Source organism: Janthinobacterium sp. ROICE36 (assembly GCF_002869965.1).
Lineage (GTDB): Bacteria > Pseudomonadota > Gammaproteobacteria > Burkholderiales > Burkholderiaceae_D > Janthinobacterium.
Map to the genome: position 1 here is coordinate 1 of NZ_PEBS01000076.1, position 25777 is coordinate 25777.

The 25777-nt window shown below is 63.3% G+C and carries 17 protein-coding genes; 6 read left to right on the forward strand and 11 right to left on the reverse strand.

From position 1 onward, the window contains the following. Positions 1-231: 231 nt before the first annotated feature. Complete coding sequence (locus CSZ94_RS22855) at positions 232-1545, reverse strand: tyrosine-type recombinase/integrase (protein WP_102123624.1); 1314 nt, start codon at positions 1543-1545, stop codon at positions 232-234. A gap of 612 nt (positions 1546-2157) precedes the next feature. Between CSZ94_RS22855 and CSZ94_RS22860 the strand changes: the two genes are divergently transcribed. The 6 genes from CSZ94_RS22860 to CSZ94_RS22885 all read left to right on the forward strand — a co-directional run bounded on the left by CSZ94_RS22860 (position 2158) and on the right by CSZ94_RS22885 (position 10494). Further along, on the forward strand, positions 2158-2511 hold the full coding sequence (locus tag CSZ94_RS22860) for a DUF883 family protein (protein WP_102123625.1): 354 nt from the start codon (positions 2158-2160) through the stop codon (positions 2509-2511). Between the two features lie 247 nt (positions 2512-2758). Further along, positions 2759-5170 (forward strand): catalase, encoded by a 2412-nt coding sequence (locus tag CSZ94_RS22865; protein WP_102123626.1) that lies wholly within the window; start codon positions 2759-2761, stop codon positions 5168-5170. A 197-nt stretch (positions 5171-5367) separates the two neighbouring features. Further along, on the forward strand, positions 5368-7062 hold the full coding sequence (locus tag CSZ94_RS22870; RefSeq protein ID WP_180977588.1) for an MFS transporter: 1695 nt from the start codon (positions 5368-5370) through the stop codon (positions 7060-7062). Beyond that, a complete protein-coding gene (locus CSZ94_RS22875; protein ID WP_258001153.1) occupies positions 7049-8251 on the forward strand; it encodes an HlyD family secretion protein in 1203 nt (400 codons plus the stop codon). Before CSZ94_RS22870 ends, CSZ94_RS22875 begins: the two co-directional genes overlap by 14 nt. Beyond that, complete coding sequence (locus CSZ94_RS22880) at positions 8248-9645, forward strand: efflux transporter outer membrane subunit (RefSeq protein WP_102123628.1); 1398 nt, start codon at positions 8248-8250, stop codon at positions 9643-9645. Before CSZ94_RS22875 ends, CSZ94_RS22880 begins: the two co-directional genes overlap by 4 nt. A 108-nt stretch (positions 9646-9753) precedes the next feature. After that, positions 9754-10494 carry a tetratricopeptide repeat protein gene (locus CSZ94_RS22885; RefSeq protein WP_180977589.1) on the forward strand — a complete coding sequence of 247 codons (741 nt, stop codon included), beginning with the start codon at positions 9754-9756 and terminating at the stop codon, positions 10492-10494. A gap of 19 nt (positions 10495-10513) precedes the next feature. On the opposite strand, the gene CSZ94_RS22890 is transcribed toward CSZ94_RS22885, so the two are convergent. From CSZ94_RS22890 to CSZ94_RS22935, 10 genes are all read right to left on the reverse strand, one after another. Further along, positions 10514-11479 (reverse strand): hypothetical protein, encoded by a 966-nt coding sequence (locus CSZ94_RS22890; protein ID WP_146009881.1) that lies wholly within the window; start codon positions 11477-11479, stop codon positions 10514-10516. Between the two features lie 131 nt (positions 11480-11610). Beyond that, positions 11611-14727, reverse strand: coding sequence for an efflux RND transporter permease subunit (locus CSZ94_RS22895; RefSeq protein WP_102123631.1), 3117 nt, complete (start codon positions 14725-14727; stop codon positions 11611-11613). A gap of 9 nt (positions 14728-14736) precedes the next feature. Further along, a complete protein-coding gene (locus CSZ94_RS22900) occupies positions 14737-15879 on the reverse strand; it encodes an efflux RND transporter periplasmic adaptor subunit (RefSeq protein WP_102123632.1) in 1143 nt (380 codons plus the stop codon). A 13-nt stretch (positions 15880-15892) separates the two neighbouring features. Further along, on the reverse strand, positions 15893-17314 hold the full coding sequence (locus tag CSZ94_RS22905) for an efflux transporter outer membrane subunit (RefSeq protein ID WP_258001154.1): 1422 nt from the start codon (positions 17312-17314) through the stop codon (positions 15893-15895). Positions 17315-17331: 17 nt separating this feature from the next. Further along, positions 17332-18039, reverse strand: coding sequence for a CerR family C-terminal domain-containing protein (locus tag CSZ94_RS22910; RefSeq protein ID WP_102123633.1), 708 nt, complete (start codon positions 18037-18039; stop codon positions 17332-17334). A 263-nt stretch (positions 18040-18302) separates the two neighbouring features. After that, positions 18303-19664 (reverse strand): hybrid sensor histidine kinase/response regulator, encoded by a 1362-nt coding sequence (locus CSZ94_RS22915; protein WP_102123634.1) that lies wholly within the window; start codon positions 19662-19664, stop codon positions 18303-18305. Between the two features lie 142 nt (positions 19665-19806). Further along, positions 19807-20541, reverse strand: a complete 735-nt coding sequence (locus CSZ94_RS22920; RefSeq protein ID WP_102123635.1) for a 2OG-Fe dioxygenase family protein — start codon at positions 20539-20541, stop codon at positions 19807-19809. 103 nt (positions 20542-20644) lie between these two features. Beyond that, a complete protein-coding gene (locus CSZ94_RS22925) occupies positions 20645-22681 on the reverse strand; it encodes a TonB-dependent receptor (protein ID WP_102123636.1) in 2037 nt (678 codons plus the stop codon). Between the two features lie 22 nt (positions 22682-22703). Further along, complete coding sequence (locus CSZ94_RS22930; RefSeq protein ID WP_102123637.1) at positions 22704-23192, reverse strand: DUF6702 family protein; 489 nt, start codon at positions 23190-23192, stop codon at positions 22704-22706. Continuing rightward, the gene (locus CSZ94_RS22935; protein ID WP_102123638.1) at positions 23189-25564 is read right to left on the reverse strand and encodes a M1 family metallopeptidase; all 2376 of its coding nucleotides are present in this window, start codon (positions 25562-25564) and stop codon (positions 23189-23191) included. The genes CSZ94_RS22930 and CSZ94_RS22935 overlap by 4 nt, the downstream gene beginning before the upstream one ends. Positions 25565-25777 lie beyond the last annotated feature (213 nt).

Consider the following 25777-nt stretch of genomic DNA (forward strand, 5'->3'; position numbering starts at 1 on the left):
TCGTGACCAGTGATTCCGGTCTGGCCCTCAAACTGGGCACGATAGACCGGAATGGGTGGGCGCGATGGACCGGAATGGCTGGGCACAATGGACCGGAATCGGTGGGCACGATGGACCGAAATACCCACATGGCATTCGGAAAGCACTTAGCCCAATCCGAAGGCTTGGGCTAAGTGCTTGATTATTCTGGTGCGATTACCGGTTTCGAACTGGCCACCTGATGAATAAAAATCAGCTTGCGGGGGCTGCTACCACCCTCAAACCAGGCTCGACTGGTGCAAAGTTAATTCTGGCTTGCTCCAGTATCCACCCTTCAATTTTAACGTGCCACATGCGCAGCAGGTCCAGCGAGCGACGTATGTAATGCTTTTCAGCGATGGCACTCGGCTTGTGGCCCATGATTTGTGCCACCACACCAGCCGGGCACTCTACCCACTCGGACAACGTGCCAAAGGACCGGCGCAAGCCGTGAATTGTCAGGTGCGGCAGGGCGGCAATGTCGAGCGCCTTGTTATGTGCCGTGCGCGGCTCTTGGATGCGGCCACTTTCGGCGGTCAGACTACTGAAAACCCATTGATTGCGGCGTGGCAGGGCGGCCAGCAGGTGCGCCACGTAAGGCGACAGCGGTATCGTGCGGCTTCCTTCCACCTTGTCGCGTATGGATAGTGCGCCCCATTGAAAATCCACGTCGTCCCATTGTAGCCCGGCCAGTTCCTCGCGGCGCGCGCCGGTGATCAGCAGCGATTGCAGATAAGCACTGATGATGGGATTGGATAGTTTGCGCACGGCGTCGAACCACAGCGGCAACTGTTCCCGCTGCAAGCAGTCTTCTTTCACCGATGGCTTTGGTAGTTCGTCCCGTGCCGTGCGTGTGGCACAGGCGTCGGCATGTGTCTGACCCTTGTATTCGGGGCGGGTAGCGCACCAGTTCAGGAAGGCGCGTAAGCGGACAAAGGCGCTCATGGCGACAGTCGGGCGGCGCACTTCGTCCTGTAGCCATTCCCTCACACGGTCTGCGTCAATCTGTTTGAGAGGCAGCGCCAGCAATGGGCGCAAAACTCCTGATAATGTCGTGTCGCCTTCGCCTTTTTTGCGGCCTCGTGTTTTGGCCTTGCCTCCGGCGTCCGTCAGCCGTTGATGTTCCAGTAGGCTACGTGCGCTCCACCGTGGTGCGCGCGCTTTCAGATAGGTGTGCCATGCGTCCATCGCTGGCGCGGCGGTGTGACGGCTGGCTTCACGCTTGGCTGCTTGGTCGGCTAGCAGCTCGGCCTTTACCAGGCGCGGGTCAATGCCTTGGTCTGTTTGTGTTTTGTATTCAGCGGCTTTGTCCTGCGCCTTCTTCACTGTCCATGTTTCCGGGTCGCCGATGGTAATGCGCAGAGTGTTACCGTTTAGACTTGTCTCGAAAATATAAGCCTTCGTGCCACTGGTGGTAACGCGCAGCCCAAGCCCCGGCTGTTTGCCGTCCCAATGGATGCTTTGCTTCTTGCCCGGCGCACATATGAGCTTGTCCACCAAGGGCTTAGTAAAGTTGTCCCATTTCATCGCGTCGCTCTTTCTGTGTAGGGATGGTGTAGGAAAATTCAGTATATATGAATCAACTTGTATCTATGTGGAAAGATGTGAAAAATTTTTAAGTATTTGATTTTTAAAGAATAATGGTATTTTGTGAATGCAAATCAACGGTGATGAATTGCTTATTTTTCACATTCGTAATGTGAAGGTCGCCAGTTCGATTCCGGCCAACGGCACCAAGTATTCGCAGTAGAAAAAAACCACCGCTCAAACGGTGGTTTTTTTTTCGTCTGCAGCTTTGTCGCCGCCAGGCTGCGCTGGCGGGATCTCCGCCACCTTGCGCCAGCGCCGCTCTTGCAATTGCTGCAATTGCAGGAGGAAAACGCCTTGCCCGCCCCACCAGCCCGGCGGGGCTTGTTCTTTCCGGCAGGCATTTAAGTCTGGGTCACAAGGTGTGGCAGCGCACGGTGGCGCAGGGCAGCTGCGGTTAAGGTAGTGCCAACAGCTTGCTGCTGATCCTGTAGTTGATATGGCTCAGCCCGGCAGCGTTTAGCCGCTTCTTTTTCCCGGAAGCGAGGAGAATCATGATTCGGTCACGGCATCGAGCATGGTTGAAATTATTCACTGTTAAAGGAAACCACCATGAACGCGATTGAAAAAACCAGCTCCGATATGAACGGCACCACCCAGGATACGCGCCAGGACTTGCACCGCACCATCGACAAGGTGGCTAGCCAGGCCCAGCCCCTGGCCGACAAGGTGGCCACGCGCGCCCACGACGGTGTGGACCAGGTGGGCGAGCGCATTGAGCAAGTGAGCGACAGCGTCAGCAAAGCCTCCGAAACGCTGATGGCGCGCGGCAAGCAGTTTGGCGCCGCCTGTCAGCGCGCCGGCGAGACGGGACGTGGTTATGTGCGCGAGCGCCCGGCCATGTCGCTGCTGATTGCGGCAGCGGCCGGTTATGGCTTGTCCAAACTGCTGGGTTCGCGTAAATAAATTTCACGCAATCCGGCAAGATAGTTGTCGTGGGCGCTGTTCCCTTCGCCGTCATGGCGGGGCGGGCCAGCGCCCACGCGCACAGGGTAGTAGCAAGCAGTAAAGGAGAGTGATGATCCGCTCCGCTCCGTTTTGTTGTGCTTGATCAGCATACCTATTCCCATCATTATTTTGATTGCCCTGTTCGTGCGCTGAATGAGGGAGTTGTAGCGTCACTTCCCGGGGCAAACTACTCACAGGAGACGTCATGGCTAGTAACAAGAAAACGCCGTCCACGGACGGTGCGGGTTCCGTCTTGAGCAGCATGTCCGGCCCATCCGACAGCAAGGCGCCGCACAGCTTGGGGGCGGACAATGATGTGACCCGCGCGCTGCTGCAAAAGACGGCCGCCGGCCAGCAGTTGGCCGCGGCCATGGCCGTCAATCCCAAGGAGGATGGTCAATATGGCGAGGCGGCGCGCACACCGGCCGAAGGCGTGCATGTGGCAGCGGGCGAAGCGCTGGCCACGGCCAGCACCACGGGTGAAACGACAGCGTCACCGAAGACGGGCGATGGCCAGCCCGCGCTTGGCGAGAGTGCCGCGAATGCCTCGCTGGACCGCGCCAGGTCCGATGACAGTGGCTGCGTGCTGACGACGAACCAGGGTGTGCCCGTGGGCGACAACCAGAATTCGCTGAAGGCGGGCTTACGCGGTCACACCCTGATGGAAGATTTTATTCTGCGTGAAAAGCTCACGCACTTCGACCACGAGCGCATCCCAGAGCGCGTCGTGCATGCGCGCGGTTCGGCCGCCCATGGTTACTTCGAATGCTACAAGGAGCAAAGCAAGCATACGCGCGCGGCGCTGTTCGCCAAGGCGGGCAAGCGCACGCCCGTCTTCGTGCGTTTTTCCACCGTGGCCGGCGAACGCGGTTCGACCGATACGGCGCGCGATGTGCGCGGCTTCGCCGTGAAGTTTTATACGGATGAAGGCAACTGGGATTTGGTGGGCAATAACATCCCCGTCTTCTTCATCCAGGATGCGATGAAATTTCCCGACCTGGTGCACGCCGTCAAGCCCGAGCCGCACAATGGCATGCCGCAGGCAGCCAGCGCGCACGACACTTTCTGGGATTTCGCCTCGCTGTCGCCGGAAATCACGCACATGCTGATGTGGGCCATGTCCGACCGCGCCATTCCGCGCAGCTACCGCATGATGCAGGGCTTCGGCGTGCACACTTTCCGTCTCGTGAATGCCAAGGGACAGCCCGTTTTCTGTAAATTCCACTGGTCGCCGATGGCTGGCACGCATTCCCTCGTGTGGGACGAAGCCGTCAAGATCAGCGGCGCCGATTCCGATTTCCACCGGCGCGACCTGTGGGAAGCCATCGAGTGCGGCGAGTATCCCGAATACGAGCTGGCCTTCCAGGTCTTCACGGAAGCGCAGGCCGAAGCGTTTCCCTTCGACGTGCTCGATCCGACCAAGCTGATTCCCGAAGAGCTGGTGCCGCTTGTCCCCGTCGGTAAAATGGTCTTGAACCGCAACCCGGACAATTTTTTTGCCGAGACGGAGCAGGTGGCCTTTTGCACGGCACACATCGTGCCCGGCATCGATTTTTCCAACGACCCGCTGCTGCAGGGCCGCATTCATTCGTACGTCGACACGCAGATCACGCGTCTGGGTGGCGCAAACTTCCATGAAATCCCCATCAATGCTCCGCTGGCGCCGCTGCACAACAACCAGCGCGACGGCATCCATCGCCAGGCCATCAACCGTGGCCGGGTGGCGTATGAACCCAATTCGCTGGCGGGCGGTTGCCCGTTCCAGGCTGGCGCCAGGGGTTTCAACAGTTTTCCCGCAGCCGCCGAAGGCGACAAGGTGCGCGGCAAGCCCGAGAAATTCGCCGAGCACTATGGCCAGGCGCGAATGTTCTGGATCAGCCAGACGCCGGTCGAACAAGACCATATCGTGCACGCCTTCCGCTTTGAGCTGAGCAAGGTGCAGACGGTGGTGATCCGTCAGCGCATCGTCGCCATGCTGCGCAATGTCGACGACACCCTGGCGCAGCGCCTGGCCGATGCCTTGGGCCTGGCGTTACCGCCCGTCATGCCGCGCGCCTCCCTGCAGCCGCTGCCCGCATATGCGCCGTCGCCAGCGCTGTCGCTCTTTTTCCGCCCAGGCAAGACGGGCATCCATACGCTGCGCGTGGCCATCCTGGTGGGGCCGGGCAGCGATGGCGCGCAGGTGCGCAACATCTATGCCGCGCTGCTGGCCGGCGGCGCCGTGCCGCGCCTGGTGGGCAGCCAGCTTGGCCGGGTCGACACCAGCGGCGGTGCGCCGCTCGACGTGGAAATCTCGCTCGAAGCGGGACCTTCCGTGCTGTTTGACGCCGTCGTGCTTGCCGACGGCCAGGGCGCCGTGCAGCAGTTGGGCGACGACGCCAACGCGCTCGACTTCCTGCGCCTGCAATACCGCCACTGCAAGCCGATGCTGGCTATCGGCGCGGGCAAAGGCTTTTTGGAGAAGGCAGGCGTGCCGGCGGCCCTGCCCGATGGCACGCCGGATCCTGCCGTTATCGTCGCGCCGTCCGGCGACGTGGTGAAAGCCGTGGCCGCCTTCAAGGAGGCGCTGGCGGCGCACCGGGCGTTCGCGCGCGAAACGGACCCGCCGAGGGTGTGAGCGGCTGTATCAGCAACGGGTCCGTACCGGCCGGCTCCGTTGCCTATCCTGTTTGCGCTGCATGCGCAACGCCCTGCAGCAATGTAAACAATAAAAACGTCCTGCGGTGATATGCTGCTGACTAGAACTGTTCATTTGCAACTATTTCTATAACAGCAGCAAAGAACGGCTTCAGCAAACCGGATCGCGATTACTGCATGGACAAGTACACACCTCGCACCTGGGGGCCGGGCGAACGCCCGACCTTGCCCGGGTCGCCCTCGATGCCCGAACATTCGACGCCCAAGCGTGTCGCGTATTTCATCGTCGGTCTGCTCGTCGCGCTGACGGGCGGCTTCGGCAATGGCCTGGTGACGGCCAATTTGCTGAACCTGCAAGGTTCGTTGGGCGCATATGCTTACCAGATGCAGTGGCTGCCGGCCGCCTACGTGATGACCATCGTGTCCATGAATCTGCTGCTGGTGAAGTTCCGCCAGCAATTCGGCCTGCGCCTGTTCACGGAAGCGTTCCTGGTGCTGTATGCGCTGGTGACGTTCGCCCACTTGTATGCCAATACCTTGCCCTCGGCGATCGCCGTGCGCGCCGCGCATGGGATGGTGGGTGGAGCCTTGGGCGTGCTGGGGCTGTACTACACCTTGCAGGCATTTCCCGCGCGGCACCGCCTGAAGGGCGTGGTGTTTGGCCTGGGCTTTGCCCAACTGGCCTTGCCGCTGGCGCGCATCTTTACTTCGGAACTGCTGCAGATCGGCGAATGGCATGGCCTGTACCTGTTCGAACTGGGACTGGCCCTGCTGGCGTTGGGTTGCGTGCTGGCCCTGAAACTGCCGCCCGGCGACCGCTTGCAGACGTTCGAGCCGCTCGATTTCCTCACCTTTATCCTGTTCGCGCCCGGCGTGGCCCTGCTGTGCGCCGTGCTGGCGCAGGGGCGCACGGCGTGGTGGATGGAAGCGGAGTGGGTGGGTGTGTGCCTGGCGTGCGCCATCGTGCTGATCGCCGCCGCGCTGGCCATCGAGCATAACCGCGCGCGTCCCTTGCTCAATACGCGCTGGCTCACTACGGGCAAGATCGCCAAGCTGTTTTTATCCGTGCTGCTGTTTCGCATCGTGCTGTCCGAATCGACGGGGGCCGTCGGCTTCCTGCAGGCGCTGGGTTTGAACACGGACCAGATGCAGAACCTGTTCATCGTGGTGCTCCTGGGCAGCGTGGCGGGCCTGGTGGTCAGCGCGCTGACGATCAATCCGGCAACGCTGAACCGTTCGCTGATGTTCGCGCTGCTGCTGATTGCCGCCGGGGCGCTCATCGACGCGCACGCCACCAGCCAGACGCGCCCCGTCAATATGTACCTGAGCCAGTTCCTGCTGGCCTTTGGCGGCACCTATTTCCTCGGCCCCACCATGGTGGCTGGCATGGGCGCCGTGATCGCCGAACCGCGCAACCTGGTAAGTTTTTCCGTGATGTTTACCATGACGCAGAACCTGGGCGGCTTGCTCGGGGCGGCCATCGTCGGCACCATCCAGACGGCGCGCGAAAAATACCATTCCAGCTACCTGGTCGAGCACCTGAGCATGCTCGACCCGCAGGTGGCCGCGCGCGTGCAGTCGGGTGCTGCAAGCTACGGCGGCGTGCTGATGGACCCTACCTTGCGCAGCGCCCAGGGCGTGGCGCGCCTGGGCGCCATCGCCACGCGCGAAGCCAATGTCCTGGCCTACAACGACGTCTTTTTGCTGATCGCCGGCGTCGCCATCACCACCTTGATCTGGATGCTGGTGAGCCAGTCCTGGACCCGCATCACCTCCGGCGCGTCTCGCCTGGTTGGCCCCGTGCGCGATGCGCAGACGGCCATGGCCATCGTCCCCATTACCAATTCGGAACCGAGCAATGACAGAAAATAACACCACGCCGCCAGTACCGGCACCTGCACCTGCGTCGCCGCCTGCACCAGCGCCGGCAGCCAGCACCACCCCGCCGCAGCCGGACCGGCGCCACCAGTGGCTGTCCGCGCTGGTCTTTGCCGCGGTGGCCCTGGCGGGCGTGCTGATCGTGCTGTATGCGTGGCGATTGCCGCCGTTCACCAGCCCTGTCGTGACGACGGAAAACGCCACCGTGCGCGGCCAGGTGACCATCATCGGCACGCAGCTGTCCGGCTATGTGATGGAAGTGACGGTGCAGGATTTCATGGATGTGAAGGAAGGGCAGCTGCTGGTGCGCATCGACGACCGTATCTACCAGCAGCGCTACGAGCAGGCGCAGGCGCAACTGGCGCAGCAGCAGGCGGCACTGTCGAACTGGGCGCAGCAGAAGGCCAGCGCGCAGGCGGGGATTTCCGTCAGCGAGGCCGCCCTGGCCAATGCGCAAGCGCAGGCGCGCAAGGCCAGCGCCGACCTGAATCGCGTGGAGCAACTGGTGACCGACGGTTCGCTGTCGCAGCGCGAACACGACCAGTCGCGCGCCACGCAGGCGCAGATGGCGGCCGCGCTGGCGCAGGCGCGGGCCAATCTCGACATTGCCCAGCAAAGCGTGCATTCCGTGGTGGTCAACAAGCAGGCTTTGGCGGCGGCCGTGGCGAACGCGCAGGCGGCCGTCAAGGCGGCGAAGATCGACCTCGATAACACCCGCATCGTGGCGCCGTCCGATGGCCAGCTGGGCCAAGTGGCGGTGCGCCAGGGTGCGTATGTGAACTCCGGTGCGCAGCTGATGGCGCTGGTGCCGCGCCAGATGTGGGTCATCGCCAATTTCAAGGAAACGCAGATGAACGGCGTGCAGGAAGGGCAGAGCGCCACCTTCCACGTCGACGCGCTCGACGGCGCCGTGCTGACGGGCCAGGTGGAGCGCATCTCGCCGGCCACGGGCTCTGAATTTTCCGTGCTGCCGGCCGATAACGCGACGGGTAATTACCTGAAGATCGCCCAGCGCATTCCCGTGCGCATCCGCATCGATGCGGGGCAGGCGAATGCGCGCCGGCTCGTGCCGGGCATGTCGGTGGTGGTCAGCGTCGACACGTCCGCCGTATTGAACGACTCGGCGGACAATCCCGCGCCACCGCCTGCACCGAAAAAGGCGACCGCGAAAGTCAAACCATGAAGCACGGTGTATGGCTGATGGCCGGCGTGCTGGCGCTGGCGGGCTGCGCCGCCAACGCGCCACCGCAGCCCGCATCGGCCCTGCAACTGCCGTCCGGCTGGCGCGCGCAAGGCGAGGGCGACGCAGCGTCCGCGCATGGCACACAGGTGGAACAGCTGTGGTGGCAGGCGTTCGGCGATCCCGTTTTAAGTGATTTGGTGGGCGAGGCGCTGGCGCGCAATGGCGACTTGCGTGTGGCGCGCGCCCGTGTGCAGGAATACCGCGCACGTCTGGCGCAGGCCGATGCCAACCGCGCGCCGAACCTGGCTTTTGACGGCTCGCCCACGCGCACGCGCACGCCGGCCTATAACGGCGTGCCGTATGTGACGAATGTCTTCCAGGCGGAACTGCAGGCCAGTTATGAAATCGATGTGTGGGGCCGGCTGGCCAGTCTGAGCGATGCGGCCGGCGAGAGTTACCGCGCCGAACAGGCCAGCCTCGATGCGGCTGCGCTGTCGATCGCCGCCAGCGTGGCCACGGCCTATTTGAACCTGCGGGGACTCGATGCGCAGCTGGCGCTGACGCAATCGACCCTGCAGCTGCGCGAACAGTCGCGCGAGCTGGCGCGCAAGCAGTTCGAGGTAGGCTACAGCTCGCGCCTGGAATGGCTGCAGGCGCAATCGGAATACCATGCGGCGGCCGAGCAGGTGCCGCAGCTGCAGCGGCAGATATTCGAGCAGGAAAATGCGCTGGCGATCCTCGTCGGCGGCAATCCCGGCCCCATCGCGCGCGGCTTGCCGCTGGCCGAGCTGGTGGCGCCTGGCGTGCCTGCCGGCCTGCCGTCCGAATTGCTGCGCCGGCGGCCCGACATCGCGCGCGCGGAACACAATCTGGCGGCCGCCAATGCCAGCCTGGCAGCCACGCGCGACCAGCTGCTGCCCTCGTTCAAGCTGACGGCCGTGGGTGGCGGACAAGCCACGACGCTCACCGATTTCCTGCATGCGCCGACAGCCCTGTGGCGCCTGACGGCGCTGGCGGCCGGTCCCCTGTTCGATGGCGGCCGCGTGCAGGCGCAGACGGATACTGCCGGCGCGCAGCGTGACCAGCTCGCGTACACCTATGAAAACGTGGTGCGCAATGTCTTCGCGGAGACGGAGAACAGCCTGGGCGCCATCTACCGGCTCAAGCAGCAAGCCGTGGAAAACGATGCGCGCCGCGCCACCGCAGCTGACACCCTGCGCATCGCGCATAACCGCTATCGCAATGGCTATGCATCGTACCTGGAAGAACTCGACGCCCAGCGTACCCTGTACAGCGCCGACGTGGGCTTGCTGCAGCTGAAGACACGCATTCTCGTTGCCTCGGTCGATCTGTACCGGGTCATGGGCGGCGGCTGGTCGGCTGGTGAACAATAGCGCCTGCGTGTCCGGCGCAGCCTGTGCCACCGACCGGTGTAATATCTGGCCTGGAAAGGCGGCGGCATGGTGCCAGCCGCTTCCATTACGAACGAACGAGGTCGCAGCATGACGATTTTTGGCATAGGCATCCACATACTGATCGCGGTATTTTTTGCGATTCACGTGGTGCGCAACGGGCAGCAGCTGTACTGGCTGCTCATTTTATTCATGTTTCCGCTGCTGGGCAGCGTGGTGTATTTCTTCGCCATCTACCTGCCCAACTCGCGCCTGCCGCAAGGTGCGCGCAAGGTCGCTTCGGTGGCCGTGCAGGTGCTTGATCCGAACCGCGAATTGCGCGAGGCGAAGGCCGCCTTCGAGTACACGCCGACGGCGCAGAACCAGATGCGCCTGGCCAGTGCGCTGCTCGAAGCGGGCGATGCGCAGGAAGCGGCATCGAGGTATGAAGCCTGCTTGCAGGGTGCGTTTTCATCGGACCTGGAAATTCGCCTGGGCGCGGCGCGCGCCTACCTGGAATGCGCGCGCGGCGCCGAGGCCTTGACGCACCTGGAATTCATACGCCGCAACGACATCCATTTCCGTCCCGAGATGGTGTCCCTGCTGACGGCGCGCGCGCTGGCGCAAAGCGGGCGCCAGCCGGAAGCGAAGGCGGAATTCGACGATGCGCTGACGCGCTACAACAGCTTCGAGTGCCGCGCCGAGTATGCGATCTGGGCGCTGCAGCAGGGCGACAAGCTGCTGGCCGAGCGCCTGTGCGCCGATATCGACAGTGCCATGGCCCGCTGGAGCAGCCATACGCGGGCTATGTATGCGCCGCTGCTGGCGCGCCTGGAGGCGGCGCGCAGGTAGCGGCATGACGGTGTCGCGCTCAGACGCCCGGCACCGTATTCTTGCCTTCGACTAATTTGTAACCTTTGCCATCGAATCCATAGCGCGCGCGGCCGTTCAAGGGTTTGGCGATGCGCGGTGGGTCTTCGTCCGGTTTGACCGTGACGCCGGGCTTGATCTTTTCGGACGCGCCCGTGAAGTCGAGCAGCAAGTCGTCGTAGGCGCCGCCGTTGCGCGCGGGGGCGAAGCGCCACTTGCCGTCGACCATCCAGCATTCGTCCATGTCTGGCGTGCAGGCGCCCATATTGTCCGAGTACAGGTCGATACCGCCATCGAGCGCGGTCACCTTGCCGTCGCCGATTTCAAACAGGGCCAGTTGCGTGATGGTGTAACCCTGACCCGTATAGCCGTGACGGATAGCCAGCCCCGGCTTGTTCGCACCCAGCATGACCCAGTGGACTTCGCCCAGTTGCCCTGACGAACCCAGGGCGGCGATGTTTTCCAGCCGTTTCACGACTTGCCACTGGCCGTCTTCCGGCTGACCCTTGGGCACCAGGAAAAACACGTTCAACAGCCCCGACGAGGCGTGCGCCGATTCTGCCGTGCCTTCCGTGTTGGCCGTTTCCGCGTTCGCCACCAGGATGGCGCGGCCATCGGGCAGCAGCCTGTGGCTGACGGCACTGACTACATAACTGAGTTTGTCGACATGGTTGTCCGGATCGGGCAGGTCGGCCAGCGCATCGTCGCTGTCGCCGCGGTAGTCCTTGCCAAAGACGGCACGCATCATGCCCGCCTCGCGCTTGCGCGCCTGCGGCGTGTTCATCTCTTCCGTCTTGGGCGCGGTGGCGGCCGGCGGCGGCACGTGCTCGGCCGATGCGGTATCGGCGGCGGGGACATCGGCTACCACATCAGCTGCCATGTCGGCGCTGGCGGGGGCGGTCTTGTCCGAACAGGCGCCGAGCAGCGCGGATACCATTAGCAGGACGAGTGGAGTGCGGTAATTCATAGGCAGGGCAGATTGCGTTCATGGAGAATGGGCGCAGTATGCCAGATAGATGGAAGCGAGGGAGCGCGGCCTGCCGGCCGGTCCTTCGCTTCCTTGCCCGCAGGGGGCGATTTGGCAAACAATGGCGGCGCTTATTTTTCCAGCGCCACCTTGTCATCGCGCCGCGCTGGCGCTTTCTGACGGCGCAGTTTCGCCATGCCGCGCTTGAGCAGGTGCTCCAGGTCGTCGATGTAGGTGAACACGGCAGGCACCACCAGCAGGCTCAATAAAGTCGAGGTGATCAGGCCGCCGATGACGGTGATGGCCATCGGCGAACGGAAGCTGGGATCGGCGCCCCAGCCCAGCGCCAGCGGCATCATGCCGGCGCCCATGGCAATCGTCGTCATCAGGATGGGCCGGCTGCGCTTATGACAGGCGTCAACCAGCGCATCGAAGCGGTTCATGCCGGCCTGGCGCGCCAGGATCGCATAGTCGACCAGCAGGATGGAGTTCTTGGTGACGATCCCCATCAGCATGATCAGGCCGATCATCGACGGCATCGACAGGGCGCTACCCGTGATCAGGAGCGCCACGAAGGCGCCGCCGATCGACAGCGGCAGCGCCGCCAGGATGGTCACCGGCTGCATGAAGTCCTTGAACAGCAGTACCAGCACGCAGTAGATGCACAGTACGCCGATCAGCATGGCCAGGCCGAAGCTGGCAAACAGCGAAGCCATTTCCTGCGCGTCGCCCAGTTCGGCGATCTTCACGGACGGCGGCAAATTCTTCATCGATGGCAGCGCGTGCGCCTCCTCGTTCAATTCCCCGAGCGTGCGCGAACCGAGTTCCACGGCGAGCGTCACGTTGCGGCTGCGGTTCAAGCGGTCGATCTGCGCCGGGCCGCTTTCCATCGTTACGCTGGCCACAGTCGCCAGGCGCACGGGGCCATTCTTGCCGGGCACCGTCAGGCGTTCGATGGCGGCCAGGTCGGCGCGCACGCTGTTGGGCAGCTTGACGCGGATCGGCACTTGCCGCTCAGGCAGGTTCATCTTCGTCAGGTCCGTGTCGTAGTCGCCGGCCGTGGCGACACGCACCGTCTCGCCGATGGCTGCCGCCGTCACGCCCAGGTCTGCCGCCTTGGCAAAATCGGGACGCACGATGATTTCCGGGCGTACCAGCGAAGCGCTGGAATTGACGTTGCCGATGCCTTTCAGGCCGCGCAGTTCGCGCTCGACCTTTTGCGCCGCCGTCGTCAAAGCCACCGGGTCTTCCGAACGCAGCACCAGCTGCATCTTGACGCCCGTGTCGGGCGGCCCCACCGTGAAGCGGGCGCCGGGTATCGTATCGAGCTTCTGGCGCAGCTGCGTTTCCAGGCCCGCCATCGACTCCTTGCGCTCCGTGCGGTGCACGGTGGTCAGGGTCAGCACGGCGCGGCGCGCCTCGGCCGCTGCGCCGGGGGCGAAGGCGTCGCCGCTGGAACCCCCGCCAATCGAACTGAAGACGCCCTTGATGCCCGGCGTTTGCATGGCTGCATCGCGCGCCATGGCTGCCACGGCTTGCGTTTCGTCCAGGGTGGAGCCGGGCGGCAGTTCCAGGTTGATCTGCGTCTGCGCGCGGTCGGCGGCCGGCACGAAACCCGTCGGCAGCAGCGGCACGAGCGCGATGGCGCCGATAAAGAACAGGGCCGCAGCGATGGCCGTGATGCCGCAGTGGTTCAGGCACCAGCGCATCACGTTCAGGTAGCGCGTCATCAGCCAGCCATCCTGCTCTTCCTTGTGCGGCAGCGGTTTCAATATATAGGCTGCCATCATCGGCGTGAGCAGGCGCGCCACCACCAGGGACGCCAGCACGGCCAGTACGGCCGTCCAGCCGAACTGCTTGAAGAACAGGCCGGGAATGCCGCTCATGAAGGCCGTCGGCAGGAACACGGCCACCAGCGCGAAAGTCGTGGCGATCACCGCCATGCCGATTTCGTCGGCCGCTTCCATGGCCGCTTGCATGGGGGACTTGCCCATGCGCAGATGGCGCTCGATGTTTTCGATTTCCACGATGGCGTCGTCGACCAGCACGCCGACGACCAGAGCCAGCGACAGCAGTGTGACGGTATTGAGCGTGTAGCCGAACCAGTAGATGCCGAGGAAAGCCGGCATCACCGACAGGGGCAGGGCGGCCGCGGCCACCAGAGTGGCGCGCCAGTCGCGCAGGAACCACCACACGACCAGCACGGCCAGCAGCGCACCTTCGTACAGCAACTCCATCGAGCCCACAAAGTTTTCCTCGACGGGGAAGGCATTGTCGATCGACTGCTGCAGCACCACGTTGGGATTTTCCTTCTGCAGGTCGGCGATGGCGGCGCGCGCGCCCTTGGCGACGGCCACCTCGCTGGCGCCCTTGGTGCGGAACACTTCAAAGGCGACCACGGTCTTGCCATCCTGCTCGGCCAGCGCGCGCGGTTCGGCGATGGTGTCGCGCACGGTGCCTACCTGGTCCAGTCGCACATGGCGGCCGTCTGGCAGCGGCACTTCCACGCGCGACAATTCATCGGCCGTCTTGACAGTGGCGATGGTGCGCACCGACTGCTCGGCGCCGCTGATGTCGCCCCGGCCACCAGGCGCTTCGCGCTGCACCAGGCGCAGCTGGCGCGATACGTCGAGTGCAGAGACCTTCAATGCGGCCATGCGTGCTTCGTCGAGTTCCACCTGGATCTCGCGGTAGACGCCGCCCACGCGGTTGACGGCGCCCACGCCGGGCACTGTCAGCAGGCGCTTGGCTACCGTGTTGTCGACGAACCAGGACAGGTCGGGCGCGTCGAGCGGGTTGTCCACTCCCCCTTTCGCCGTGGCGATAAAGGTCAGCACCACGCGCCCGGCGGTGGACGCCTTGGTGACGGTGGGGTCGCGCAGCTCGGCCGGCATATCGGCTTTCACGCGGGCGACGGCGTCGCGCACATCGTTGACGGCTTCGGCAATCTGCTTTTCCAGGATGAATTCAACGGTCACCGTAACGACGCCATCGAGCACCTTGGTGTAGATGTTTTTCACGCCTTGCAGGGTGGCGACGGAGTCTTCGATCTTGCGCGCCACTTCCGTTTCCAGCTGGGCCGGCGCGGCGCCGGGCAGCACCGCGCTGACGGTGACGATGGGCAGTTCGATGTCGGGGAAATCCTGCACCGGATTGGCCTTGTAGGCCAGCAGGCCGGCCAAGGTCAGCAGCGCGAACAGCATGATGGCCGGGATCGGGTTCTTGATCGAGAGGGAGGAAAAATTCATGTTCGCTGCCTATTTTTTTGGCGCGACCGGGGTTGCAACATTCCGCACCAGGTCGCCGTCATTGAGGAAGCCCGCGCCGCTGACGACGATGGTGGTGTCGGCCGTGATGCCTTTTATGATCTCGATGCGGTCGCTCAGGCGCCGTCCGGCCTGCACCTTGATCTGGCTGACCCGCTGGTCGGCATTCAGGCGGAAGACGTAGCTGAAGCCATCGCGCACGGCAATGGCCTGCTGCGGCACCGTCAGTGCGCCCGACGTGCCCAGTTCAAATTCGCCGCTGGCGTACATGCCGGCCTTGAACGGCGCGTTGTTGCCGGTGCTGGCCGGCAGATCCACGTACACGAGGGCGTAACGCGTCTGCGGGTCGACCGTGGGGGCGATCATGCGCACCTTGCCCGTCAAAACGCTGCCGTTGGCCGCCTTCACCTGCGCCAATGTGCCTGGTTTCAAATTCAGCAGCTCGGTGGCTGTCACTTCGGCGCGCCATTCGAGGCGGCCCTGGCGGATCATGCGGAACAGTTCCGTGCCGGTGCCCACGACGGAGCCGACGGTGGCCGAGCGCGAGGAGATGATGCCGCTGTCGGGCGCCACCACCTGCGTGTATTTCAGGCGCAGCTGCTGCGACGCCAGCTGCGCCTTGGCGGACGCGATGCGCGCATTGGCCGTCTGTTCTGCCGTCAAGTACTGGCTGATCTGCTGCGCACTGATGGCGCCCGTGCTTTGCAGGGAGCGGGCGCGCTGCGCGTTGGCTGCCGCCTCAAGCGCATTCGCTTCCGCTTCCAGCACCGCCGCTTTCGCCTGCGCCACGTCGGCCTTCACCGTGTCGTTCGAGAACACGGCCAGCACCTGGCCGGCGCGCACGACGTCGCCGACGTTGACGCGTACCTCGGTGAGGCGCAAGCCATTCGATTCGCTGCCGATGACGGCTTCCTGCCAGGCGGCTACGTTGCCGTTGGCCTTCAGCTTGATGGGAAGGCTGGCCGTTTGCGGCTTGGCCGTGGTGACGGTCAGGGCCGGTTTTTGCGCCGCGTTCTTGTCTTTGGCATCGTTGGCCGCAGTGGAAGCCGAAGGGTAGAGGGCCACGCCTGCGCCCAGCATCACGCAAAGTGCGGCAAGGGCGAGTACCATGGGTTTCAAGGTTATTTTTTTCATGTTGTCGTATCCGTCAGGGGGCGTTGTTGGCGAGGGCATTGGGGCTGCTGCTGTTCCAGCCGCCGCCGGCGGCGCGGTACAGCGCCACCCAGGCGGCGCTGCGTTCGCGCTCCAGGTTGACCACGGTGTTTTCGGCGGCCAGGCGCGTGCGGCGCGCGTCTTCCAGTTCGATCAGGCTGGCCAGTCCATTCTTGTAGCGGTCTTCGGTGGCGACAAACGACACGCGGTAGCCTTCCAAGGCCGTTTTTGCATGGCCGCTGCGCTCGTCCGTGCTGGCCAGGTTGACCAAGGCTTCTTCCACTTCGCGCACCGCCTGGCGCACACCGGCGCGATATTTCACCACCGCTTCGTCATAGCGTGCCGTGGCCGCATCGATCTGGGCGCGGCGAGTGCCGCCATCGAAGATGGGCAGGCTGACGGCCAGCGGGCCGATGCTCCAGGTGCTGGCCGTGATGCTGTCGCCGCCGCTGCGAATATTGCCCTTGCCGATGGAGCCGGCCAGGCTCAGACGGGGATAGCGTTGCGCCTGCGCGCCGCGCACTTCGAAACTTGCCGCCGCCACTTCGCGTTCGGCGCTGTAGATGTCGGGACGCTGGCCCAGGGTTTGCGCCGGCAGTTCCGCAATCGCCACGGGCGAGGGCGCAACAAAAGGGCTGGCCGCCAGCTTCTGGCGCAGCGACGTTTCCGGCATGGCCGACAGAGCCACCAGCGCCTTGACATTCACATCGCAGGCGGCGCGCTGTTCGATGGCGCGGCTGGCGCCTTCGGCTGCGCTGGCACGGGCCAGGGCGGCGTTGGCGGGCGGCTGGAAGCCGGCGCCGGCGCTCAGTTCCGTCAGGCGTGCCGAATCGCGGCGCGAGATGGCATCCTGTTCGGACACTGCCTGCAATTGCTGGCAGGTGCGCAAGGCGTAGTACTGATTCGCCACTTCGGCGGCAACCGAAACGCGGGCTTCATGCCAGCCGGCGCGGGCGCTGTCGTAGCGCTCCTGTGCCGCATCGCGCGTGGCGCGCTTGGCCCCGAACACATCGATTTCCCACGATGCTTGCAGGGCCCCCTGCGAGGTGGTGCCGCCCGGCTGCGCCGACTGTTGGCTGGTGCGCACCACGCTGCCTGTCGCGTCGAGGGTAGGCGCCAGCGCGGCGCCGCTGGCGACCCTGTCCGCGCGCGCCTGCACGATGCGCGTACTGGCGGCGGCGATGGTCGGGCTGACCTGTTGCGCGTCGGTGATCAATTCCACCAGCAGGCTGTCGCCCTGGCCCTGCCACCAGCTGGCCAGGTCCGTCAGCTTGCCGTTATGCGGCAGCGGTGCCTGCCACTGCGCGGGTGCGCTGGGTGCCACCGCTGCGGGTGGCCCTTGCAGGGCGCAACCGCCCAGTGCCAGCACGATGCTGGCGGCCAGGACGCGTTGAACGGTGCATAGAATAGTCGTCATGCTGGTCCTTCTGCTTGTCATTGAGCGGTAGGGGGAGAGGGCGGAACAGTCAGGCGCAGGCGCTCCACGTCGGCCATGGCCAGCGCGTAGTCGGTCATGCGCCCCAGCCAGGTGTCGATGGCATGCGGCGTTTCCAGCAGTTGCGGACGCAGGGTTTGCAGCACCTCGGCGCCCACCATGTGCTGCAGGGCCAGCGAAGCGATGGAAAACGCCAGGCGGTGCATGTCGTCGCTGTTGTCGGGCGCACCCAGATGGCGTGCCAGCACGCGCGTCAGCGCCTCGTGTTCGGGACGGATGTTCTGGTCGATCTCGCGTGCCCATAGGCCTGTCGGTTCGAGCATTTCACGGCACCACAGGCGCATGCAGTCGCGCGCGATCTCGCCCTGCTGCATGGGGGCGAGCAATTGCGCATAAAAGCCTTCCAGACTTTGGCGCAGGGTGAAATGGGGCTGCTCGTACAGGGCGATATTGTCTTGCGGATCTGACGATTGCTGCGTAAAGGCGGCGCGGTACAGGCCCGCTTTGTCGCCAAAATAGTAGCTGATGGCGGCCGCGTTGGTGCCGGCCGCCTGCGCCAGTTCGCGCGTGGAAGTCTTGGCGTAACCCTGTTCGGCAAACAGGCGGATGGCGCTATGCAGCAGCCGCTCGCGCGACTGTTCGCCATCGGAACGGGGCTTGCGCCCGTCGTCGGCATGGGATGTTGGGCTAGTGTATTTTTCAATCATGCCGGAGATTTAAGCATATATCTCAAACGATTGATATAACTAAATCGATTGATTTAGTTAAGGAATGATGAAGAAAATGAAAAACGCAGGCAAAAAAAAACCCGCGGTTGTAATCGCGGGCTGAATCCAATGTTCGGAGAACGAATTGGAGGAGACAGTTCTACTATAGCGCTGAAAATGGTGCGGTGCAATACCGTAGAACTACTGTATCGTTCTCTGTTTGATAGCAAAAAATCAAAATTTATGTTGCGGCGCACAGAAGCTCAGGCCTTGCTGCGCAGGGCCAGCGTAAAGGTGCTGCCCGAGCCGTAGTCGCTATTGAAGAACAGGGCGCAGCCGATGGCGTTGGCCAGATTCTGGCACAGGTACAGGCCCAGTCCCGCGCCTTCCACGTGGCGCGTGGAGGTGGAATCGAGCTGCGAAAAGGCCTGGAACAGCTTGGCCTGGTCTTCTTCCTTGATGCCGGCGCCGCTGTCGGCGATGCTCATTTCCGTCACCAGCACGCCGTCTTCCTCGCGCTGGGACAGGCTGATGCGCACCGTGCCCTGTTCCGTGAACTTGATGGCGTTGTTGAGCAGGTTGATGAGGATTTGCGTCAGCGCGCGGCGGTCCGTGTCGATGATGGCGGGCGGGCGGCCTGCTTCTCCCAGTGCCATTTCCAAGGCCAGGCCTTTTTGCTGGGCCAGGGGGCGCAAGGTGTCGGCCACTTCGGCCATCAGCTCCTGACAGTGCACGGGTTCGATCGACAGTGTCAGCTTGCCTGCCTCGATCTTGGCTACGTCGAGGATGTCGTTGATCAGTGAGAGCAAATGGCGCGCGCTGGCGCGGATGGTATTGAGTTGCTTGTCCTGGTCGGAAGTCAGGGGGCCGGGCAGTTTCATCAGCAGCGCGCCCGTGAATCCGATAATGGCGTTCAGGGGCGTGCGCAGTTCGTGCGACATATTGGCGATGAAGGCAGACTTCATGCGGCTCGCTTCGGCCAGTTCCAGGTTTTTCAGGGCGATTTCGCGGTTGATGGTTTCCAGTTCGGCCGCATGGTGCGCCAGGCGCATGTTCAGTTCGATCACCTGGCGTTCGCGCGCCTGCAGTTCGCCGTTGACCTGCACTGCCTGTTCATAGGTGGAAATGAGCAAATCGAGGATTTGCTGGCGCTCCGCATTGATGAAGTGCTTCTGGTCGCCCAGGTACAGGGCGATGCCGATTTCCACATTCTGGTTCTTGCGCAGCTTCTGGTTCATCAGCATGTGGCTGATGCGGTTGAGCAGATAGTCTTCCGCGTAGGGCTTGCGGATGAAATTATCGGCGCCGCACTCGATGCCGCGGATGATGTCCTTCGGATCGTTGAGCGAGGTGACGAGGATCACGGGGATGTCGCGCAGGGTCGGATCGGACTTGATGGCGCGGCACAGGTCGTAGCCATTCATTTCAGGCATGACGATATCGGACAGCACCAGGTGCGGCTTGCGCTCGCGGATGGCGGCCAGGGCCAGTTGGCCATTCGCCGCCACGCGCGCATTGTAGTGCAGCGACTGGATCAGGCGACGCAAGCGCTCCGCCTGGGTCGGGCTGTCCTCGACGATCAGGATCTCGATTTCGTCAGGCTTGATTTGGTTGTTGGAGTCCACAGACCTCTCCTAGGATTTCAGTGTGGTGATGCTGGGCGCGGTAAGCGCGCAATATCGACATCTTGTGACTATATCGGATTTAGGTCTGCAAAAGTAACGTATAAGTAACTATTTTGGCCACAAGGAATGCTGTGGCCAACGCTTAATTCTCGCCCTGGAACTGGCCCGCGCGATACGTCAGCACGAGCGTATCGCGGTGCCCATGTTCGCCGATGGGCTGGATCGGCGTCGATTCGTGGACCACCGCCGCATCGTCGAGCAGCAGCAGCGACCACGGCTCGCTCAGGGTAAAGCGCTTGCCGTTGGGACCATTGGCTTCGAAGATGCGTGTCTCGCCGCCCTTGATCTGTTCGCGTCCGATCAGCAGCACGGCGACGAAATCGACGCCGTCGCGGTGCGCGCCTTCCGGCGTAGGGCGGCCGATGCCATCGGTCGTATCGATGCGGAACTGGTGCGCCTCGATGAACCACGGCTGGCTGCCCTTGACCTGCGAGCAGGCGTCGCCCAGCGCGCGGATCAGCTGTTGCCAGGCTGGCTGCGCGACGATGGCCGGCTCGACCGGCTCGAACAGGCGGTGCATGCCGCCGTGCAGGGCGTTGTATTCGACCGGTTGCCAGTGCGGGCGGTGCGCCGTCTGCGTCAGGCGCGCGCCATCCTGCACGAAGCAGGAGTGGCGCCGGCGGCGATAGCGGCCGCCATCTTTCAGGTAATTGTCCAGCGCCAGCGCGTTCCAGCTGGGTTCGAGCGCGCGCAGCGCGGCTAGCGGGCAGCCGGCCAGCGCCGCCACGTCCTGCGGGCGCAAGACGGCATAGCCTTCATCGCGCAAGGCGTCCTTGACGTGGGACGGGTCGGTAAAGATCGGTGCGGAAGTGCTCATGGCGGTGCGGGCCGCAATGCGGCCTGTATCAGTTTATCCAGCCTGGCATTCTACGACTTCGCAGCGGTTCTTGTGCAGTGTGATAAGAATTATTCTTGTTTACTTAAAAATTCTTTACCAAGGTCAGGCGCAGCGAGCGCGACTCCACCGGATGGAAGTGGATATCGTCGACCGGCTGCGCCTCGCCGGGCAGGCGCGAGGCATAGTAGTAATCGATGGCCGAGTCGCGCCGGTTGGCCAGGTTGTAGCCTTCGACTTCCACGCGCAAGTTCTTGTCGATCTGGTAGGCGATGCGCCCGTTCAAGCCCACGCTGGCCGACGAGCGCACGCTATTGTCTTCAATCAGAGGGCGCGGGCCGAAGTAGCGCAGGCGCAAAGAGCCCGACCATGGCCCGCGTGGCGTCAGCGTCATGGCCACTTGGGCCACGCCTTCGATGGCGCCGGGGATGAAGTCGCCTGCCGGGTCGCTGCCGCGCGAGCGCGCCCGCGCATACGCCAGGTCCAGGTCCAGCGACAGCCAGCTGGCAGCCTTGTAATAGCTGGAAAACTCGATGCCGTAGCGCCGGCTGGGGCGGCCCGCCTCGGTGGCACCCGCGTCGCCGATGAACAGCAGTTCGGAATCGAAGTCCAGGCGGTACAGCGACAGCGACGTTTGCAGGCCGGCCATGGCGGTGCTGCGCAAGCCCAGTTCCAGGGCGCGCGAGCGCACCAGGGGCGTGACCTTGTTGGCCGCCTCGCCCGTCTTCGGGTCCACCGTGATCGTCGTGCCGCGCGCGTCGTTGCTGTGAAAACCATTGCCTATGTTGACATACGCTTCCATCTCGCGCCATGGGCCGGCGATCACGCTCAGGCTGGGGCTGAACAAATGGTCGCTGGCCTGGCCTGAATTGGCGGCGCGGTCGCTGCGCACGTCGAAGCGGTAGGCGTCCGCGCGCAGGCCGGCCACGCTACGCAGCCAGCGCGACCAGCGGGTGCTGTTTTCGCCATATACGCCGATGCTGGTTTCGACGATATGGTCTTGCCGCGTGCTAGATACGATCTGGCGCTGGCGCGTGTTGTACAGGCCATTGTGGATATTGTCGTTCTGTAGCTGCAGGCCCATGGTGGTGTCGCTGCTGCCGCTGTCCGTATGGCGGTGCCAGGTATGGCTGGCATCGAGGCCGGCTGTCATGCGCCGGTCGGGCTGGGCGAACTGGTCGCCGTTGTCGGGGTCGTCCATCGCATACGTGAAATTCGAGAACAAGGCCAGGCGGTTGGCGATCACATATGCGCTGACCTTGGACGATATGTCGTCCGTCGTCTGGCGCCAGGCGCCGGACAGGCTGTAGCGCTGCGCCTTGCCGCCGTCGCTGGCATCGATGGCGTCGAAGCGGCCCAGCGTGCCATCCTGCACGGCGCGCAGCGGAATCTGGTCGGTGGCATGCCAGCTGGCGTCGCACGCCATGGCCGTGACGTTGAAACCGTTGTTGGCATAGCCTTCGCTGTAGCGCAGCACGCCATTGAGCTTGTGGTAGCGGTCCGGCTGCGTGAACGGCCCATCGTTATGCTGCGCTTCGAGCGCGTACAGCAGACTGCCGTTGCCCGCATCGAGTGTATCGGCCAGCAGGGCGCGGCGAAAGCCCTTTTGTCCGATGCCCACGCTGGCGATGCCCTGCATCAGGCGGTTCGCATAGACGACGGATGCCGCGCCGGCCGAGGAAAAATCGCCTTGCGCCGCCGAATACGGGCCCTTTTTGTAATCGAGGCGCATGGCCAGTTCGGGGATCAGGAAGTTCAGGTCCGTCCAGCCCTGTCCGTGGCCATGGCTGCGCTGGTTGACGGGCATTTCGTCAACGGTCGTGCGCAAGTCCGTGCCGTGATCGAGATTGAAGCCGCGCAGGTAGAACTGGTTGGCCTTGCCCTCGCCGCTATGCTGGCTGACGATCAGCCCCGGCACGGCTTCGAGCAATTCGCCGGGCCGGTAGCTGGTGCGCGCCGCGAGCTGCTGTTGCGTGACGCTGCCCGCGTTGGCCGAATCGGCCACGCCCAGCTGGTTCATGCGCGAACCGTCGACCAGCACGCGCTGGAAGATGTCGTCGGCGTGGGCGGCGGCGGGTGAAAACAGGATGGCGAGTAGGAGCGGAAGAGAGCGTGGCGTCATGGTTGTATGGATGTGGCGGGGCTTACCGGATCGGCAGTTCCGTGTTCAGGCGGTCGAAAAACAGTGTCTGGATGGCGCCGCTGTCCTGCACGTTGAGGGTATTGCGCTGGCTGGGCAGGAAATCGATCAGCAATTGGTTGTGGATGCGCGTGGCGGGTGCCAGGCGCGTGTGCTCGATCTCCTGGAAGATCACCACGTTGTCGGCATTGACCTTCATGCCGACCCAGTTCAGGCGCAATCGCTTGCCGTCCGGCGCCATGAGATAAAACTGTTTTTCGATATAGCGGCGCAGGGCCGCTTCGCTGTCTTCCTGGCCCAGGTCGAACTGGCGCTGGTACAGTTGCGTCAGCAGCGCCTCGACGTCATGGCCCGTATAGGTATGCACCACTTCGGTGCTGCCGCTGGCCGCGTTATAGCTGATGTCGGCGATACCCATATGGAAATTGTGGGCGTCAGCGGCCATGCTGGCGCAAGCCAGCACGCTTGCAGCGAACGTGCGCCAGCGCTTCACGCCTCGTCGTCCTTGGCCGAGCCGCCGCTCTTGCCTTTCAAGGGCGTATTAAAATCGCGCATCAGGTTATCCTTGGGCGATTTTTCGCTCTTGAACAGTTCCAGGCGCGATGGCGTGATTTTTCGCGGCCAGCTATTGTTGCTGGTGTCGATATCGGCCGTTTCCCAGTACGGGTCCTGCACCAGGCCCACCATCGGTTCATCGGTGATGACGACTTTGGTGATTCTCTTCGGCGAGTAGCGCCACACTTCGGCCGGCACACGCTCGACGTACTTCTTGCCGCTTTTCAGTTCGATTTCGAGTATCAGCGGCATGACCATGCCGCCCACGTTCGACAGGTCGACCAGGTACAGGTGCTTGCCCTGTTTCAGCAAGTCTTTTTCCCACGGTTCCAGAGTGGCCAGCGCCTCGGCATAGGCGTTGCGGTCCTTGTTGGTCACCGTGAAATCGTCGTGCTGGTTGTAGAAGTCCTTCAGCTCCGGATGCGCGTCGACGCGGCGCGGCATGCCCTTGTTGGCGCGGCTCGTCACCGATTCCGGCTGGGCATCCTTCTGCGCCTTTTTCCAGGCTTTTTCCGTTTCCGGATTTTTGGAACTCAGGCCATATTCGCTGATGCCGTCAATGCTGATGTCGACCGGGTCGGTGGTATAAAACCAGCCGCGCCAGAACCAGTCCAGGTCCGTGCCGGAGGCGTCTTCCATGGTGCGGAAAAAGTCGGCGGGCGTGGGGCGTTTGAACTTCCAGCGCTGCGCATATTCCTTGAAGGCGTAGTCGAACAGCTCGCGCCCGAGGATGGTCTCGCGCAGGATGTTCAGGCCCGCCGCCGGCTTGGCATAGGCGTTGTTGCCGAACTGCAGCAAGGATTCGGAGTTGGTCATGATGGGCACCTGATCGCGGCTACGCATGTGGTCGACGATCTCGCGCGGCTCGCCGCGCGAGGCCGGATAGTTCTCTTCCCACGCCTGCTGCGCCAGGTATTGCACGAAGGTGTTCAAGCCCTCGTCCATCCACGTCCATTGGCGCTCGTCCGAGTTGATGATCATCGGATAGTAGTTGTGGCCCACCTCGTGGATGATGACGCCGATCAGCCCATATTTGGTGCGCTTGGAGTAGCTCAGTTCGCCCGTCTTTTTGTCCTTGACGGGGCGCGGGCCGTTGAAGGAGATCATCGGATACTCCATGCCGCCCACGGGGCCGTTGACGGAGATGGCCGTCGGGTACGGGTAGGCTATGCTGTATTTGTTGTACTGCTCAATCGTGTGCACGATGGCTTGCGTGCTGTATTTTTCCCACAGCGGATTGCCCTCTTTCGGATAGTAGGACATGGCCATCACATCGCTGCCGCCCTTCTTGTAGCCCTGCGCATCCCAGATGAACTTGCGGCTCGATGCCCAGGCGAAGTCGCGCACGTTGGATGCCTTGAAGTGCCAGGTCTTTTGCGCGCGGCTTACCGTTTTCTCGGCCGCTTCGGCTTCTTTTTGCGTGACGATGATGACGGGTTTGTCGCTGCCGCGGGCCTTTTCCAGGCGCTCGCGCTGCGCGGAAGACAGCACGTCCTGGGGATTTCTCAGTTCGCCAGTGGCGGCGACGATATGGTCGGCGGGGACGGTGAGCTGCACGTCGTAGTCGCCAAATTCCAGCGTGAATTCGCCTGAGCCGAGGAACTGCTTGTGCTGCCAGCCGGCCGCGTCGTAATAGGCCGCCATGCGGGGGAACCACTGCGCCAATTCGAACAGGGCGTTCTTGTCGTCGAAGACTTCATAGCCGGCGCGCCCGCCCAGCACCTTCTGTTCATTGATGCGGTAATCCCAGTCGATCTGGAAGACAAAGTCCTGGCCCGGTTTCAAAGGCTGCGGCAGGTCGATGCGCATCATGGTGCGGTTGATAACGTATTTCAGGGGCTGGCCATTGGCGCCCTTCAGGGCGCGGATATTGAAGCCGCCCTGGAAGTCGCCGCGCGCCAGCATGCCGCGCAAGCCTTCGAATTTCATCGTCTCGTCGCCCGCCGTCCTGGCCCACGCCTGGCGCGAGGGCGCCGTGGTCATGCGGCGCGCGTCGGAATCGGGCTTGTAGATGTTCTGCTCCAGTTGCACCCACAGGTAGCCGAGGGTGTCGGGCGACTGGTTATGGTAAGTGATGCTGCCGCTGCCGGCGATCTCGCGTTTGGCTTCGTCCAGGGTGGCGCGGATGGTGTAGTCGGCGCGCTGCTGCCAGTAGGCGTGGCCCGGCGCGCCGGAGGCGGTGCGGTAGGTATTCGGGGTGGGCAGCACTTCTTCGAGCTGGCGGAACTTGTCGTCGAATGGTTCGGCGGCGAAAGCCGATACGCTAAAGCAGAGAGCCAACGAGGCTACGGAGCCGAAAAGTATGCGCATAGTCACCCTGATGTTGCTGTAAGGAAATAGTGGCAACTATTCTATACGCAGGGTGGGGCCATCCTTGTATCGATTTGTAATAAAGACAGGGCGATTGCATGAAGCATCAGGTCGGCAAGCCCAAGACCTTGGCGAGATAGTCGGCATTCCAGCCAGCTTTTAAGCGTTTGGTAGCGATGCCGGCCTTGGTTGTCTTTTCGTTTTTCAGTAAAT